The organism is Sphingopyxis sp. LARHCG72 (genome assembly GCF_052871675.1).
Genome location: NZ_JBIXJU010000001.1, coordinates 582158 through 598441, shown reverse-complemented (window position 1 = coordinate 598441; position 16284 = coordinate 582158). Strand labels below are relative to the sequence as shown.

The 16284-nt window shown below is 65.7% G+C and carries 18 protein-coding genes; 7 read left to right on the top strand and 11 right to left on the bottom strand.

From position 1 onward, the window contains the following. The first annotated feature begins 46 nt into the window (after window positions 1-46). The 3 genes from ACIPPQ_RS02965 to hutC all read left to right on the top strand — a co-directional run bounded on the left by ACIPPQ_RS02965 (window position 47) and on the right by hutC (window position 1779). On the top strand, window positions 47-451 hold the full coding sequence (locus ACIPPQ_RS02965; RefSeq protein ID WP_446542709.1) for a MerC domain-containing protein: 405 nt from the start codon (window positions 47-49) through the stop codon (window positions 449-451). Between the two features lie 139 nt (window positions 452-590). Continuing rightward, window positions 591-875 carry a hypothetical protein gene (locus tag ACIPPQ_RS02960; protein ID WP_446542708.1) on the top strand — a complete coding sequence of 95 codons (285 nt, stop codon included), beginning with the start codon at window positions 591-593 and terminating at the stop codon, window positions 873-875. 115 nt (window positions 876-990) lie between these two features. Beyond that, window positions 991-1779, top strand: a complete 789-nt coding sequence (hutC, locus tag ACIPPQ_RS02955) for a histidine utilization repressor (RefSeq protein WP_446542707.1) — start codon at window positions 991-993, stop codon at window positions 1777-1779. 18 nt (window positions 1780-1797) lie between these two features. On the opposite strand, the gene ACIPPQ_RS02950 is transcribed toward hutC, so the two are convergent. The 9 genes from ACIPPQ_RS02950 to ACIPPQ_RS02910 form a co-directional block, all read right to left on the bottom strand. After that, window positions 1798-2532, bottom strand: coding sequence for a PepSY domain-containing protein (locus ACIPPQ_RS02950; RefSeq protein ID WP_446542706.1), 735 nt, complete (start codon window positions 2530-2532; stop codon window positions 1798-1800). Continuing rightward, window positions 2529-3233 carry a hypothetical protein gene (locus ACIPPQ_RS02945; protein WP_446542705.1) on the bottom strand — a complete coding sequence of 235 codons (705 nt, stop codon included), beginning with the start codon at window positions 3231-3233 and terminating at the stop codon, window positions 2529-2531. Before ACIPPQ_RS02945 ends, ACIPPQ_RS02950 begins: the two co-directional genes overlap by 4 nt. A 10-nt stretch (window positions 3234-3243) precedes the next feature. Then, window positions 3244-5955 (bottom strand): TonB-dependent receptor domain-containing protein, encoded by a 2712-nt coding sequence (locus ACIPPQ_RS02940; RefSeq protein ID WP_446542704.1) that lies wholly within the window; start codon window positions 5953-5955, stop codon window positions 3244-3246. Between the two features lie 413 nt (window positions 5956-6368). Continuing rightward, window positions 6369-6881, bottom strand: coding sequence for a DUF411 domain-containing protein (locus ACIPPQ_RS02935; RefSeq protein WP_446542703.1), 513 nt, complete (start codon window positions 6879-6881; stop codon window positions 6369-6371). 36 nt (window positions 6882-6917) lie between these two features. Continuing rightward, complete coding sequence (locus tag ACIPPQ_RS02930; RefSeq protein ID WP_446542702.1) at window positions 6918-8015, bottom strand: copper resistance protein B; 1098 nt, start codon at window positions 8013-8015, stop codon at window positions 6918-6920. After that, window positions 8012-9799, bottom strand: coding sequence for a copper resistance system multicopper oxidase (locus tag ACIPPQ_RS02925; protein ID WP_446542701.1), 1788 nt, complete (start codon window positions 9797-9799; stop codon window positions 8012-8014). The genes ACIPPQ_RS02930 and ACIPPQ_RS02925 overlap by 4 nt, the downstream gene beginning before the upstream one ends. 98 nt (window positions 9800-9897) lie before the next feature. Next, on the bottom strand, window positions 9898-10464 hold the full coding sequence (locus tag ACIPPQ_RS02920) for an RNA polymerase sigma factor (protein WP_446542700.1): 567 nt from the start codon (window positions 10462-10464) through the stop codon (window positions 9898-9900). Next, window positions 10461-10901: a periplasmic heavy metal sensor gene (locus ACIPPQ_RS02915; protein WP_446542699.1), complete on the bottom strand. Its 441-nt coding sequence runs from the start codon at window positions 10899-10901 to the stop codon at window positions 10461-10463. Before ACIPPQ_RS02915 ends, ACIPPQ_RS02920 begins: the two co-directional genes overlap by 4 nt. Next, complete coding sequence (locus tag ACIPPQ_RS02910) at window positions 10901-11149, bottom strand: hypothetical protein (RefSeq protein WP_446542698.1); 249 nt, start codon at window positions 11147-11149, stop codon at window positions 10901-10903. The genes ACIPPQ_RS02915 and ACIPPQ_RS02910 overlap by 1 nt, the downstream gene beginning before the upstream one ends. A gap of 147 nt (window positions 11150-11296) precedes the next feature. Here ACIPPQ_RS02910 and copC point away from each other — a divergent pair, with 147 nt between their 5' ends. The 4 genes from copC to ACIPPQ_RS02890 all read left to right on the top strand — a co-directional run bounded on the left by copC (window position 11297) and on the right by ACIPPQ_RS02890 (window position 14306). Beyond that, the gene (gene copC / locus ACIPPQ_RS02905; protein WP_446542697.1) at window positions 11297-11680 is read left to right on the top strand and encodes a copper homeostasis periplasmic binding protein CopC; all 384 of its coding nucleotides are present in this window, start codon (window positions 11297-11299) and stop codon (window positions 11678-11680) included. A gap of 4 nt (window positions 11681-11684) precedes the next feature. After that, window positions 11685-12608, top strand: a complete 924-nt coding sequence (copD, locus tag ACIPPQ_RS02900; RefSeq protein WP_446542696.1) for a copper homeostasis membrane protein CopD — start codon at window positions 11685-11687, stop codon at window positions 12606-12608. 95 nt (window positions 12609-12703) lie between these two features. Further along, window positions 12704-13870 (top strand): iron-containing alcohol dehydrogenase, encoded by a 1167-nt coding sequence (locus ACIPPQ_RS02895; RefSeq protein ID WP_446542695.1) that lies wholly within the window; start codon window positions 12704-12706, stop codon window positions 13868-13870. A gap of 10 nt (window positions 13871-13880) precedes the next feature. Continuing rightward, entirely contained in the window at window positions 13881-14306 is a 426-nt protein-coding gene (locus ACIPPQ_RS02890) for a GNAT family acetyltransferase (RefSeq protein ID WP_446542694.1), read from the top strand. Between the two features lie 173 nt (window positions 14307-14479). Here ACIPPQ_RS02890 and ACIPPQ_RS02885 read toward each other — a convergent pair whose 3' ends face one another. Beyond that, on the bottom strand, window positions 14480-15382 hold the full coding sequence (locus tag ACIPPQ_RS02885; RefSeq protein WP_446542693.1) for an aldo/keto reductase: 903 nt from the start codon (window positions 15380-15382) through the stop codon (window positions 14480-14482). A gap of 3 nt (window positions 15383-15385) precedes the next feature. Next, a complete protein-coding gene (locus ACIPPQ_RS02880) occupies window positions 15386-16228 on the bottom strand; it encodes an amidohydrolase family protein (protein ID WP_446542692.1) in 843 nt (280 codons plus the stop codon). Window positions 16229-16284 lie beyond the last annotated feature (56 nt).

The following is a 16284-nucleotide window of genomic DNA, read 5'->3' as shown; positions in this document are numbered from 1 at the left end:
TATGATACGTTATCTCATATCACAACCCTGTCAGGGCTTTTCTTTCATGTGCGCTCTCCCCTCGCGCCCTTCGCGGCGCCCCTCGACGACCGATATGGTGGAAGGGGCCGCCGTTTCGGCCTCGTTCCTCTGCCTCGTCCACTGCCTCGCCCTGCCCTTGCTCCTGCTCGCCTTGCCGGTGATCGCGGGGACCATCTTCGAAGCGGAGAGTTTTCACATCGTCGCTGCGGCGCTCGTCGTGCCGGCGGCTGTGCTCGCTTTCCTTCTCGGCTATCGCCGGCACCGCAGTCTTCGCCCCGCGACACTCGGGTCCGCCGGGGTCGCCTGCATCGTCGCAGCGCTATTTCCCGCGCTCGGCGAACCAGCCGCAGCTGTGATGACAACCACCGGCAGCCTGCTGCTGATCGGCGGCCATATCTTCAACTGGCGGCTGCGCCGGACCCTTGCCTGATGCCGAAGGCCAACCCCGCCCGCCCGGTGACGGCGCAGGTCGCGATGCGGCGCGCGGCGGCACGAAGCGGACGTCGGCCGAGCTGGAAACGATCGTCCTGTCGATCCTGCGCGCGAGTCCGCGACCGCTGGGCGCCTATGTGATCGCGCGCAAAAGCCGCTCGCTCGGCGCCCCGATGGCGCCCAATCAGGTCTATCGCGTCCTTGAGCGGTTGCGTGGGCGTGTGCGGCGGGTCGAGACGCTGAATGCCTATTTTGAAGACACGGGCGATGAGCCGGCAATCGCCATATGCCACTGCTGTGGTCGAGCGCAGACGTTCCAGGTCGAACTTGGCGATCGCGTTGCACGCCTCGGCCGCGACGTCGGCTTTCGCGCTTCCAGGACAATCATCGAGGTCTATGGCAAATGCTCGGATTGCGTGTGAAGCTGCCCGGCCGCAAGATTCTCGGCGGGCCATGGCCGATGGCGTCCGCAAATGCTGGCGCGCCCAGCTTCGATGCGGGTTGGAAATTTCCCGCTGCCACTTGTATATACGGGTGATGACTTCGCATTCGCTCGCATCGCCCCGCAAGAGGGTATCGACAAATGGCAAGAAGGCCGAAGCGCCAACCGACGATGGCCGCGCCGCCCCGCGCTATGCCGCCATCAAGCAGAGCATCGCGGATGCCGCGCGCGGTGGCCAGTTGAAACCCGGCGACCGCGTGCCTTCCGAATCCGAGCTGGTCGACCAGTTCGGCGTCTCGCGGATGACGGCGAACCGCGCGCTCCGCGAGCTGCAGGCATCGGGCATTATTGTCCGCCGCGCGGGGGTCGGGTCGTTCATCGCCGAGCCGCGGCCGATCGGCCAGATGATCGAGATCCGTAACATTGCGGACGAAATCCGGGGGCGCGGCCATGAGTATCGCGCGCGCGTCGTCCGGAATTCGGAGGAGCGCGCGACCGCCGAAACCGCGCCGCTGCTCGGCGTGCCGGTCGGCACCCGGCTGTTCCATTCGCTCATCATCCACCACGAGGCCGAGTTCCCGATCCAGCTCGAGGAGCGCTTCGTCCTCGCTTCGGTCGCCCCCGACTATGCCCGGATCGATTTCACACAGATGACGCCGAACGAATATCTGACGCGCATCGCGCCGCTCGAGCGCGTCGAACACCGGGTCAGCGCCGTGATGCCCGACGCGCGCACCCACGCGATGCTGGGCCTTGCCGACAGCGAGCCGGTGCTGCGGATGACGCGCCGGACGTGGAGCCGCGGCCGGCTCGTCAGCCACGCCTGGCTGACGCACCCCGGCACGCGGTTCGAACTGTCGGCGGCATTCTCGGTCGACGATTGATCCGTCAGGCCGGGATCATCAGGCGGGGCTCTGGCTTGCCACCGGCTTGCGGCGCCGGCGCAACCACCGAAAGTCCGCGCGACTGAAGCTCTTGAAGAGCAGATAGAAGCCGGTTCCCGAGAGCCAGAGCGTGCCGAACGCCACGAAGATGATCAGCGGGTGGTTGAAGCTCTTCCGGTTCAGATAATCCATGTTGTGGAGCATCCAGAAGAAGTCCCAGGTGCGCCAGGTATCGCCGCGCATCACGAGGAAGCGCGCGGTATCGAGCGAGACATAGGCGCTGCTATTCTCGGTATCGGCGAAATCGACCCGCCACATCGCCCCTTCGAAATCGCGCGCCTCGAGGTTCGCCTTCGCCAGCACGCTGACCTCGCGCACCGGCGCCTCGTTCATCATCGACGCCACATCGCGCGCGAGCTGCTGGTCGACGCGGACAGGCTCGCCGCTGGTCGCATCGATCAGCCGCGCCCCCTTTGCGGTGTGCACTTCATACACCGGCCGCGCGCCGAGGTCGCGGAGGATCAGCCCCTCCACCGGCTCGCCGCGCGGCAGCGCCGCAACGTCGAAATATTCGCCCGCCGGCAGCGGATGCGAATGCCCCATCCCGCCGCCATGTCCCCCGACCTTGTCCTTGTCGAGCAGCGCCATCACCGAGCCGCTCAGGGCCCAGAGGAGGAACTGGAGGCCGATGATCAGGCCGACCCATTTGTGGATACGCCGGAAGAAAAGCGGCGTGAAACGGATCTTCTTCATGCCTTTTTCCTCTTGCGGCGCGGGAAGGACCAGATCAGCAGCCAGGCACCGGTGGCAGCCATCGCAAAGGCGCTCCACGTCGCAACGCGAAGCAGCGGGTTGTTGACGTCGGTCCGTTCGTCATAATCCATGATGTGGAGCATCCACGCGACGTCGAAGACGCGCCACAGGGCGTGCCGGCGCGAGATGAGCTCGCCCGTCTGCGGCGACAGATAGAGCGTCGGCCGGTTCCAGCCTGCGAACTCGACCTGCCAATAGGGCGGCTTCCGCGCCTGCATCTCCTGCGGTGCCTTGGTCAGCAAACGCACCGACACGATCTTGCCGTCGCCGGTATAGATGCGCCGTGCCGCGTCGCGGATCTGCGCCTCGGTGAGCGGTGGAAGCAATTCGGCCGTCCGCGCGTCGAAGAGCCGCGCACCTTCCGGGGTCTCGGCGCGCCACACAGGTCGCCCCGCGAAATTGCGGAGCGCGATTTCGGACACCCCCGGCGCGGCCGCGACGACCTTCGATGGCGCGGCAAGGCCATCGAGGTCGAAGGGCTGGGCCACCGGGGAGCGCACCAGATCGTCGCCGTGGATGATGTCGATATGCACCGCCACCATATAGAAGCCGGTCAGCGTCCAGAGCAGCGTCTGGACGCCGACGACCAGTGCCAGCCACTTATGTGTCCGGCGGATGAGAAGCGGCCAGCGGATCGCCATCTGCCGTTCCTCAGAACGCGGTCCGGAAACCGACGTAGAAGCGACGGCCAAGCAGGTCGTAGGTCATCGTGTCGGTGTTCGCATCGGTGAAGCTCTGGATATAGGGCGCCTTGCGATCGAAGAGATTGTCGACCCCGAGCTGGAAGCGCGTTTTCTCGTCGATCTCGTATGCCAGCTGAAGGTTGTGATAGAAGACATTCGGGGTGCGATAGCCGATTTCGCCGGGCGACGCATTGAAGTCGGTCGCCTTGCCGATCCATTGCGTCGACCAGGTCGCACTGATGCCGTCCTTCTCGGCCGTCAGCACACCATAGCCGCGCCACTTCGAATAGCCGCCGTTGCCGCCGCCGATGAACCCGTCGAAATCGATCGGCGCGCCGCCGGGGAAAGGCAGGACGACATATTTGTTGAGGTAGGTCAGGTTGACGTCGAGCGAGATGTTCACGCTGCCGATACCGCCCGCATAGACGAGACCGAGATCGAGCCCGTTCATTTCCTCGCGGCCCGTGTTGATCGGTTGCGCCGACAGGAAGGTCACTTCGCCGGTCAGCGGGCTGCGGGTGAAATCGTCGCAGAAGGGATGCGACAGATTCTGGCTGGCGTAACAGATCGACAGCTTGGTCGACCCCGGAATGGCGCGGATCGCGTCCTTGATCCTGATGTCGAACCAGTCGGCGGTGAGCGACAGGCCGGGGACCAGTCCCTTTGGAGAAATCACCGTTCCGACGGTCCATGTCGTCGAGCTTTCGGGTTTCAGATTTTCATTGCCACCCACCGTGGTCAGGATCGTCGTGCCGAGCTGGACATAGTTCGCCGGAACGCCCGACGCCTGGCAATTGGCGATCAGCGTCGTATTGCCGCTGGTCGCATAACGCGAACAGGGATCGGTGGTGGTGAGGTTGCCTTCCGAAACCCCGCCGAACAGTTCGGGGACATTCGGGATGCGAAAGCCGGTGCCATAGGTACCGCGAAGGCGGAAGCTGTCGTTAATGACCCAGTCGAGGCTGGCCTTGTAGTTCCAGTCGCTGCCGAACAGGTCATAGTCGGAATAGCGCACCGCGCCGCCCGCCGTCAGCGCCTCGAAGAAGGGCGTATCGGCAAGGATCGGCACCGACAGTTCGAGATAGGCCTCTTTCGCGGTGCTGGTCCCCGAGATCGGGCTCTGCTGGTTGGTGTTGGCGATGCCGAGCACGGTCAGCGGATCGGGATCGCGCCAGCCCTTTTCCTTGCGATAGACGACGCCCGCCGCGAACGAGACCGGTCCCGCAGGCAGCTTGAACAGATCGCCGTTGAGATCGGCGGTGAAGGTCGCCAGCTCGTTGCCGCCGCGATCGCGCGAGGTGAAGAGGATATAGTCGAGAACCTGCGGCGTCAGGTCGCCGAAGCCCAGATAGTCGCCGCACGGGATCGACGCGCCGGCCGCAAGGCTGCACTTGGTCGTGTCGATCGTGTTGCGGACGCGTTCGAGATTGGCGATGTTCGTCGAACCGTCGACCCCGGTGTTGCGGCCGAAGGCTCCCGCGACTTCCCAGCCCCAATCGTTCGACAGCTTGCCGCGAAGACCGAACGTGCCCTGCCAGGTATCGGTTTCCTGGAAGAAGTGGCGCGGGCCGGGCTCGGCAAGACGCCGCTGGACGAGCACGATATTCTGGCCCGTCGGGTTGGTCGGATTGCTGGCCGATATCGCGAGATTGCGCAGCGTTCCCGGCGTCGCGATCTGCTTCGACTTGCGGAACGTATAGAGGAACTCGCCGAACGCCTCGATATTGTCGGTGAGATCATAGTCGGCGAAAAATGCCGTGCTCACGCGCTCGACCGGGCTCACCGCGTTGAGGAACGGGTTCGAATTGAAATTATGCTTGACGGCGCTGTACGGCTCGAAGAAATTGCCGTTGCCGCCCAGCGTCTGGTTGAAGTTGATTTGCTGGCCGTTCGGCAGCACCGCGCGGCCGCCGATCGTCGAGGCGCTGTTCACGCAGCTCAGCGCTCCCGGCGTCGTTTCGGCAAGCGAGCAGGGCGCGCGCGACGCCATGTTGACCGCCTGCGTCTTCTGATAGGTGACCGCCGCCATGAAGCCGCCGCGATCGTTTCGCACGCCCCAGATGAGGTCGGCGGTGAAATCCGAACCGTCGCCCTTTTCGGTGATCCCCTGCCGCAGGCTGACGCCGAGACCTTCATAGTCGGTGCGCGTCACGAGATTGACCACCCCGGCCATCGCATCGGCGCCATAGATCGCCGAGGCGCCGTCTTTCAGGACGTCGGTACGCGCGAGTGCGACCACCGGGATCATATTGAGGTCGGGCGACGAGTTTGCGCCGGTGCCGCCGGCAACGAGACGGCGGCCGTTGAGCAGCACGAGCGTGCGCTTGATGCCGAGCCCGCGCAGGTTGACCTGCGCGGTGCCATAGCCGTTGTTCGCCCAATAGGCGGAGGTCTGGTTGCCTGCAAAGCCCGCGTTGGCCGGCAGCCGCTGCAACACCGTCTCGATGTTCACGAGGCCGGTGTTCTCGATCTGCTCGGCCGAGACGACCGTCGCGGGACCGACCCCGGCCAGATCCTGACGCCGGATACGCGATCCCGTCACCACGATGTCGGATGCGTTGCCTCCGGCCTCGGCCGCGTCGGCGCCCGCCTGAGGCACAGCATCGCTCTGCGCGAACGCCGGCGTGGCGATGGTTGCGGCAAAGGCCGCGGTCGTGAGCAAAAGTTTCTTGGTCGTCATCACGAACCCCCTGTTGGTTACCTGATGGGCGGGAAGGAGCATCAAATGTATATACAGGTCAATAGAAAATTACTGAATTATTTCATTTAGTTAGAATGCGTTTTCAACACGAGAAGAGCATGGATAATACGCATCGCACGCCCCCACCCCTCACCCGGTTTGAACTTTTTTTGCCTCGATATGAGTGCCGCGATAACGAACGGTCGCTGACCGGCAGCCCACCGCAATGAAATATCGGGAGAATTGGCAAGAGCGGCTAGTACGGACCGCGGATCGCGCGGGGCGCGCGACTGGCCAGGCCGAAAGGGCCGCGCGCGATCGCCGCCGTGCCTCGCATAGAGGTCAGCCAGGGGCACCCCGGCCCGGTTCGCGATACGAAATGGAAAGCGTGCCGAGTCGCGGCCGCGTCCGGGTCAGCCCTCGAAAGTCGAAATCCCGCCCGCGGCTCCGAACGCCATCACAGCGTAGGCGTCGACGCTGCCGTCGGGCATCTCCATCCCCGGCGAACCGCGCGGCATTCCCGGCACAGCAATCCCGCGAATATCGAGGGGCTTTTCGGCAAGCAGGCGCGCAACGCTCTTCAGCGGCACATGACCTTCGATGGCATAGCCGCCAACGACAGCGGTGTGGCACGACTGCAGGTCTGCGGGCACGCCATATCGCGCCTTGATCGCGGGCATGTCGGCGCGGCTTTCGACCGTCACCTCATATCCCGCCTCGCGCGCGATCTGTGCCCATGCCTCGCAGCATCCGCATTCGGGATCGCGATAGACATGAATCGCCCGGATCTCGGAGCCGCGCTTCCCTGAGCCGCCTTCCTTGTCGGCTGCGGGCGGGCGCGGCGATGCACCGCAAGCAGCGACCACCGCCGCGGTTCCCGCCGCCATGAAGGCGATCAGGGTACGGCGGCTCAACACATCGGTCATCGTCATCCCTCGCGCAGCGGGCCGGTCACCCGCCGATCAGAACCAGGCTTTCACGCCCATCACAAAGCTGACGCCGCTGGCGTCCTCGCCCGCGGCGCGCGCAAAGCGTGCGGTATCGCCGACCTTGCGCCCCCATTCGACACCGACATAGGGCGCGAACTCCTTCACCACCTCGTAGCGAAGGCGCAGGCCCAGTTCGAAACCGGAAAGCCCCGACCCGATCCCGCTTTCGCGCACATCCTGTAACGCGAAATTGACCTCGGCCATCGGCTGCAGGATCAGTTTCTGGGTGATGCGCTGATCGTAGCTTCCTTCGAGGCGCGCCAGCACATCGCCCTTGTTCGACAGGAACAGCGCGCCCTCGACCTCGAACCAGTATGGCGCCAGCCCTTCGAAACCGACCGTCGCATAGGTCCGGTCGGGGCCGTGGCCGAAGTCCTGACGGACGCCCGCCTGCGCATTGAAATAGGGTCCGATCGCGCGGCTGTAGAGCGCCTGCACCTCACCGCTTTCGATGCCTTCACCGAACGCCGTCTCGCCTTCGCTTTTCAGCGTCAGCCGGTTGATGTCGCCGCCGTACCAGGCCTCGCCTTCCCAGCGGAAGCCGTCGCGCCCCTTGCGCGCCTGATATTCGGCGAGGTTCAGGCTAACGAAACCCACCTTCTGCGCGCCGTTTTCCACCATCATTTCATGGCGAGAATGCTCCATCTCGCCCTTCGGGAAGATGCGGTCGGCGTACCAGTCACCCGGCGGCGGCGGCGCGGGCGCATCGCCCGGCGGCAAGTCGGTGCCGCTGGCCTCCGCCGCTTCGGGCATGCTCGTCATGTCGTGCGCGGGTGTCTGCTTCGGGGTGCAATGGCCCATGCTCGCATGGTCGGGCGGGCAGTCGGGATCGGACGCCGGTGCGCCATGATCCATCGCCTTCATCCCGGCATCGGGCGTTCCTTCCTGCGGCGCGCTGTCGAGGGTGCAGTGGCCCATCGCGGCATGTTCGGGAGTGCAGGCCGGCGCTTCGGGTGCCGGTTCCGACGCGGGCTGCGCGCCGTGCATCGAATGATCCACCGGCTGCGCGCCGGCCGGCGCTGCGAAAGCGAAAGGCGCGATACCGGCGAGGAGGAGCGCGATCCGGGTCATTCGCCGTCTCCCTTCGGACGCACGCTGACGACGCGCATCATCCCCGCGTGCATGTGATAGAGAAGGTGGCAATGGAACGCCCAGTCGCCGAGCGCGTCGGCGGTGAAGTCGAAGCTGGCGGTGCCGCCCGGCTGGACGAGCACCGTATGCTTGCGCGGCGAGCGGTCGCCCTTCCCCGTCACCAGCTCGAAGAAGTGGCCGTGGAGGTGGATCGGGTGGCTCATCATCGAATCGTTGATGAGGTTGATCCGCACGCGCTCGCCCTCGATGAAGGGGATCGGTTCGTGATGATCGGACATCTTCACCCCGTCGAACGACCACATGAAACGCTCCATGTTGCCGGTGAGGTGGATGTCGAGCGAGCGCGACGCCGCACGCACGTCGGGATTGCGCTCGAGCGCGACAAGGTCGTGATAGGTCAGCACCTTGTGCCCGACATCTTCCAGACCCTGCCCCGGCTCGCCCATGCGGTCGACCGGCATGGGGGAGATCGACTGCACGCTCGGGTCGCGCTTCACCTGCGGCGCGACGTCGAAGTCGCGCATGCTGTGGTTCATGCCGCCCGAGCCATGCCCCATCGCCGCATGATCGACAGCCGCGCCGTCGGCGGGCGGCGGCGTGCAATGGCCCATGGCTGCATGTTCGGGCGTGCACGACGCGTCGCCCGCCGCCATCGCGCCCATCCCCATATCCTTCATCGTCGCGAGCGGCCGTTCGCGTAGCGGCGGCACCTCGGCGACCATCCCGGCGCGCGGCGCCAGCGTCGCACGTCCCATGCCCGACCGGTCGTTGGCTTCGGCGACCAGGGTATAGGCGCGATCCTCGACCGGGGTGACGATCACGTCATAGGTTTCGGCGACGGCGATCTGGAATTCGTCGATCTCGACCGGCACGATGTTGAGGCCGTCGGCCTGCACGACGGTCATGCGAAGGCCGGGAATACGGACGTTGAAGATCGACATCGCCGACGCGTTGATGATGCGCAGCCTGACGCGCTCGCCCGGCCTGAACAGCCCGGTCCAGTTGTCGCGCGGACCATGACCGTTGACGAGGAAGCTGTAGGTCGAACCGTTGACGTCGGCGATATCGGCCGGGTCCATCCGCATCGCACCCCATTCGATACGATCCTTCAGCGGCTGGTCCCTGCCCGCGAGCAGCCCGCCGAGCGTCTGGCGCTGCATGTTGAAATGGCCGGGGCTGACCTTCAGCTTGCGGAAGATTTCTTCGGGCGACAGCCGACTGTGGTCCGATAGCACGATGACATGCTCGCGGTCGTAGCCGATCGGGTCGGCACCCGCGGGGTCGATGACGATCGGCCCATAGTGGCCAAGCTGCTCCTGCAGCCCCGAATGGCTGTGATACCAGTAGGTGCCCGACTGGACGACCGGGAATTCATAGACGAAGGTCGACTTCGGCTTGATGCCGGGAAAGCTCACCCCGGGCACCCCGTCCATATGGAAAGGCAGGATCAGCCCGTGCCAGTGGATCGAACTGTCCTCGTCGAGATCGTTGACGACCGTCAGGCGCGCGGTCTGCCCTTCGCGCAGCCGGACGAGCGGTGCCGGTATAGTGCCGTTGATTCCGATCGCGCGGCTGACCTTGCCATCGATCCGCATCGTCTGGCGCGCGATGCGCAGGGTGATGTCGTTCCCCGATACGGTCGGGAGGGTCGAGGCGATGCCGGGCGACACCGTCTGTGCCCAGGCAGGGAACCACGGTGCCAGCGCGGCCACCGCGCCGCCGCCCAATGCTCCGCTCACGAAACGACGCCTGTCTATCTGCATGATCTTCCTGATTGTTAACGCCTGTCTGCAAACCCTTACGCAGCGGGGCGAAATGTCCCTTGCCGCATGCGGAGATTTTTGGGTAGCCGGTGCCGGCCCTATTCGCCGCCGAGCAGCACGCGCAGCTTGGCCCGGGCGCGATAAAGCCGTGTCTCGATCGTCTTTTCGCTGACCTTCAGGATTTCGGCAGCCTCCGACTGGCTGAGGTCTTCGACCCCGCGCAGCACCAACACCTCACGCAGATTGTGGGGGAGCTCGCCCATCGCGGCGCGAACGCGGGCCAGTTCGGCGCGGTCGCCGGCTTCGACGTCGGGCGTCGGCCCTTCGCTCGCGACGTCGTGCGCGCTTTCGAGCGGCAACGCGCGCGCAAAGAAGGAGCGCACCGCACGGCGCCGCGCCCAGTCGCGGCACTTGTTGATCGCAATGCGCGAAATCCAGGTCCGGAAGGGCCGTTCGCCATCATAGCGCGCGAGCGCCGCAAAACCCGCCACGAAGGTCTCCTGCGTCAGGTCCATCGCCTCGTCGGCGTCGGCGATATTGCTTCGGATCAATCGGAAAACCGGTGCCTTGTAGCGTGCCAGAAATTCGCGATAGACGTCCTGCCGTCCGGTCCGGGCCAGCGCGGCGAGTTCGCCGTCGCTACATCGCGAAAGGTCGAGGCTCACCGCGCATCGGCGGTCAGCGCTTCGACCACGACCTTGTCGAACATTGCGGCCTGATCGCGATCGAGAACATCGCGCATCGCGAACAGATGCTGGAGTGTTTCCTTCTGCAGGTCGCCCATGACCTCGTGCGTCTCGTCGATCGCCTTGGTCACCTGCGGCCCATATCCATGCTCGGCCTCGATCGCCTGCGCGAGCCGGATATTCGCGGCGCGCATTTCGAGTTCGAGCGCCTCGTGCCGGGCAGCAAAGCGCGCCTCGATCGGACGGAGCTTTTGCTGCTGGTCAGCGGACAGCTTCAGCTCGCGATGCAACATCGCGTGCAGTTCGGTCTCGTTCGCGCGCGGTGCATCGACCAGAGCGCGGCCGACGAACACACCCGCAAGCGCCGCGAGGAACGCGATCAGGCCGACGATGAGCAAACGGCGCGAAGGCGTCATCAACGCAGGTCCAGCGGACTGGCGGGGACAAGCGGGGTGAGCGGGCTCGCCGCGACCGCCGAGGGCGCAAAGGCGCTGCCCGCGATCACCCCGCCGCCAAGCGAAATGAACGCGGCGAGCGCGATCGTCCGCTTCAGCGCCGCCGCCTCGCGTTGCCGCGCCGCCAGCGCAGCGAGGACGCGGTCGTCCAATGTATCGAGCGCCGCCGGCATCGTCGCCGCGTTCAAAATTCGAAGTTCGTCGTCCATCGGCTTTCCGCCAATCCTTTCAGAAGCAGTATACGCACCGTGGCCAGCCAACCCTCACCGATCATTCGGTTTCGGGTGATGTTTTTCCCAAGGGCTACTGCACTGCCCTGCGTAATAGCCAGGACAGACATCCAATTGGAGTTTTTTATGAACAAGTGGCTCCCCCTCCACCTCGCTGCCATGCTCGTGCTGGCATCGGCGCCCGGCACCGCGCTGGCGCATGCCAAACTTGTCGGCTCGACCCCGGCCGCCAACTCCGCGGTGGCCAAAGTCACGACGGTCAACCTGAAATTCAGCGAAAAGCTTATCGCCTCGACCGTCAAGGCCGAACTGGTCATGACCGGCATGCCCGGCATGAAGGATCATCCCCCGATGAAAATCCCCTTCACCTCGGCGATGGGCAAGGATGGCAAATCGATGACGCTGCAACTGAAGCGCGCCCTCGTCCCCGGCACCTACAAGGTCAAATGGTCGGCCGCGGGCGCCGATACGCACCGCATGGGCAGCGAATTCAGCTTCACCGTCAAATAAGGCCATGGCCGACCTCCCCGTGATCGGCATCCGGTTCGCGCTTTTTGCCGCGCTCATGCTGTTCACGGGGCTGGCTGCCTTTCCGCTCTATACCTTCCGCCGCGGCGCGCGCACGAACCGGCTGCTCGCGGCGATGTTGGTGCGCCTCCAACGCTGGCTTTGCGCGCTTGGATTGCTGGTTTCGACCGCAGACATCGTCGTCCTCACAGCGACCATGCACGGCGTCGCGCCATCTTCCGTCGCGCCGGGAATGCTCCGTACCATATTGGTCGAGACCGACGTGGGCGCTGCGTGGCTCGTCCGCACTGCGGCGCTGCTTGTCGCGGCAATCGCCGCGTGGAGCTTCACCCGGCGGCCGAGGATCGCCGCGACTATTCTGGCAGCGGCCGGCGTGGCCGCGCTTTCGACGCTGGCATGGTCCGGCCACGCCGGAGCGACCGAAGGGCTGACAGGGACGGTGCACCGCATCAGCGATGCGCTGCACATGATCGCTGCCGCCATATGGCTCGGGGCGATCGCCGCCTTCCTTATCCTGTTGCGGCCGCGCCGCCGCGGCCTGCCCGTCAAAAGAATTGCGCTGGCCGCGCGGAGCCTCGACCGGTTCGGGCGCGTCGGGACGATTTGCGTGCTCGTCATAACGGCGACAGGCCTCATCAATGCCCAGCTCATTCTGGGGCTAGAAAACGCCGGCCGATCGATCGCATCGCCCTATGGCCAACTCCTTCTGATCAAGCTCCTGCTCTTCGGGGCGATGCTGACGCTTGCCGCAGCGAACCGCTGGCGGTTGACGCCCGCGTTGACGGCCGCATCGATCGACGCCGATTCCAGCCGTGCAGCCGCCGCGATCCGCCGAAGCATCGCCGCCGAGGCGGCGGCGGCCGGGACGATCCTCGCGCTGGTCGCCTGGTTCGGGACGCTCGAACCATAGGGCGTCGAGACAGCAGAAGGTCGGCGATTCCCTCGCGCGCCCGATGGGGCTAGGGTCGGCGTGGAGCCCGGATATATCGGTGAGGAGATGGCCAGTTGAGTATCGCGAGTATCGCCCTGCCCCGCATCTTCCGCGTCGGCGGCGGCGCGTCGAAGCAATTGCCCGATGTGCTCGGTACGCTCGGACTGTCGCGGCCGCTGATCGTCACCGACGGCTGGCTGGTGAGCAGCGGGCGGGTCGCGGAACTGACCGACGGCCTGACGGCAGCCGGGATCTCGGCGCGGGTGTTCGCCGATACGGTTCCCGACCCGACGGTCGCGTCGATCGACGCGGGTGTCGCATATCTGCTGGATGGCGAGCATGACTGCGTCATCGGCTTCGGCGGCGGCAGCCCGCTCGACAGTGCCAAGGCGATCGCGCTGCTCGGAAAGTTCGGCGGCGCGATGGCCGATTACAAGGCGCCGCATGTGCAGGATACGGCCGGCTTGCCGGTGATCGCAATCCCGACCACCGCAGGGACGGGGTCGGAGGCGACGCGCTTCACGATCATCACCGACGAGGCGACCGACGAGAAGATGCTGTGCCCCGGCCTCGCCTACCTGCCCGTCGCGGCGCTCGTCGATTACGAGCTGACCTTCACCAAGCCGGTGCGGCTGACCGCCGACACGGGGATCGATTCGCTGACGCACGCGATCGAGGCCTATGTTTCGAAGCGCGCGAATCCCTTCAGCGACGGTATGGCCTTGCTCGCGATGCGCGCGATTGCGCCGAACCTGCGGCGCGTGTGTAGCGACCCGACGGATGCCGCGGCGCGCGAGGCGATGATGCTGGGCGCGACGCAGGCGGGGATCGCCTTCTCGAACAGCTCGGTCGCGCTGGTCCACGGGATGAGCCGGCCGATCGGTGCGCATTTCCATGTGCCACACGGGCTGTCGAACGCGATGTTGCTACCCGCGGTGACCGCCTGGTCGGCGCCCGCGGCGCTGCATCGCTATGCCGATTGCGCACGCGCTATGGGGGTAGCGGACGAGGCCGAGGGCGACCAGTCGGCCGTGGCGCGGCTGCTCGACGAACTGGCGGCGCTCAACCACGAGCTCGAGGTCCCGGGGCCGGCGGCATGGGGCATCGACGCGGCGCGCTGGGATGCGCTGGTCCCGACGATGTGCGCGCAAGCGGCGGCGTCGGGTTCGCCCGCGAACAATCCGCGCGTGCCCGATGCGGAAGAGATGGCGGCGCTCTATGCGCAGGTCTGGGCCGGGTAAGGCGCGCAGCATGGAAATCAGGCGCTATAAGGCTTCCGACTTTGACGGGGTGAAATCGCTTTGGGAGGAGGCGTTCCCGAACGATCCGCCGTGGAATCGCGCCGAAGCCGCGATACCCGCCAAGCTCGCGTTCCAGCCCGAACTATTCTTTGTCGCCGTCGAGGATGGCCAGATCGCCGGATCGGCGATGGCGGGCTATGACGGGCATCGCGGCTGGCTCTACTCGGTCGCGGTCCGGCGCGATGCGAAGCGCGCGGGCATCGGCCGGGCGCTGATCCGACACGCAGAAGAGGCATTGCAGGCGCTCGGATGCGCAAAGGTCAATTTGCAGGTCCGGGCGACGAACGCGGAGGTCGTCCAGTTCTACGAACGGCTGGGATATGCGGCAGAGGACCGGATCAGCCTCGGCCGGCGTCTTTCGGTGTCGGGCGAATAGCCGCCGCCACGGGTGCGCGTCCGCATGTCGCGGCCCCGCTTTTTATATCCCTGTTCATCGCCCCGTAACCCACCGGGTGGTTAAGCGCGCTCGCCCCGTCCCCCTCTCTCCTACGTCTCAAACGTGGGGCGGGGCATCCTCCCAAGATAATCGCTGCGAACGCGGCCGCCCGGCTACGGCAGCTTCTCGCCCATCGCCAGCTGCAGCACCGCATACCATTCGGTGCGCGTCCAGCGCGGCGCGAAGGCCTGCGGGATCTCCCTGATGCGGTCGACATTCTGCGTCCCAACGATCGGGATCGGACGCGCCGGATGCGCCATCACCCAGCTATAGGTTGCCGCCGCCCGCGATACGCCATAGTCCGCAGCCTTCGCATCGAGCAGCCCGGCGATGGCCCATGTGCGCTTGTCGGCGGGATCGCCGAGCCGGCCGCCGCCGAGCGGCGACCAGGCGAGAAAGGCCATGCCCTCCGCCATCGACTGGTCGAAAATGCCGTCGAAAAGCGGGGCTAGGTGGAGCGGCGAAAATTCGCTCTGGTGGCTTGCCACCGGAACGGGCAGGAATTTGGCGAGCGCGGCGGTTTGCGCCGCGGCGAAATTCGAGACGCCGATCGCGCCGATCTTGCCCGCGCGGTGCGCCTCTTCGAGTGCGCGCGCGATTTCCTGCGGATGGGTAAGCAGGTCGGGGCGATGGACCTGCCATAGCTCGACATGGTCGGTGCGCAGGCGCCGGAGCGAATTGTCGATCGCCGACGCCAGATAGGGCGCGCCGCTGTCATAGGGCACCCCGGGAATGATCCCGCCCTTGGTCGCGAGCACCATCTGTCCGCGCAGCCCCGGCGCTTCGGCAAGGACCTCCCCGAGCAAGGCTTCGGCCGAGCCGAAGCCCCCTGGCGTATCGGCGCCATAGATATCGGCGGTGTCGAAGAGGGTGACCCCCGCCTCGAATGCGGCGTCGATACGCGCGCGCGCCGTCGCGACATCGGTGCCGGCAAAACGCCACATGCCCCAAGCGATGGGGGAAAATTCATGACCGGCAAGGTTCACATTGGCGGGCGCGGGAAGATGGTCGGTCATCGATCAGAGCCCGAGCAGCTTGCGTGCGTTGCCCGACCGGATCTTCGCGCGCTCTTCGTCGGTCAGGTCGAGCTTCGCAAAGGCATCGAGCGTCTTCGCCAGCGAGATTTGCGGGAAGTCCGACGCGATCAGCACATGGTCGACCCCGACGTTGCGGATCGTCCACACAAATTCGGCCTCGACCGGCGAATCCGCCGCGAGGATCACGGTCCCCGAAATGTCGAAATAGATATTGTCGGCGAAAAGATTTTCGGCGGTGCGCGCAAGCGCAAGGATGTTCCAGAAACGAAAGCCGAGCCCGCCCATATGGCCGAAGATGAACTTCGTCTTCGGCGCCGCGAGCGCGAGGTTGAAGAGTTTCTCGTTATCGCTCGGCACGATGCTCGCATTGTCCATCACGACGACCAGCCCCGCCTCTCCGGCACGCCTGACGAGCGTCAGCACGCGCGGGTCGGCGGCGTCGAATTTCTGCGTGTGCGGGTGGATCTTGAGCAGCCGCACCCCGCGCGCGGCGACGCGGTCGACTTCGGCGAGCGCGGCGTCGCCGTCATAGGGATGCACCGTCGCGATCGCGATCATGTCCGGATTCTTCGCGGCGAGCGCGATCAGCGCATCGTTGCGCCTGGCTATGTCGCCGGGATTGCCCGCGAGCGCCTGGTTCGGGCCGCCGAACCACATCGCACCGAACGCATCGACCGACTGGCCGGCGGCTTTGAGCTGCGCCCGGTACTCGGCAATCGACGCCTCGCCCTTGTGGAGGTGGACATGGGTGTCGATGACCGCGCCCTGCGCAAAGGCAGGCGAAGCGGACGCCAGCAGGGCGATCGAAAGCAGCAGGGCTCGCATGAAGTCTCCATTGCGTAAGGCGGGAATGTCCCCGACCTGCCACAAAGCGACGCCGC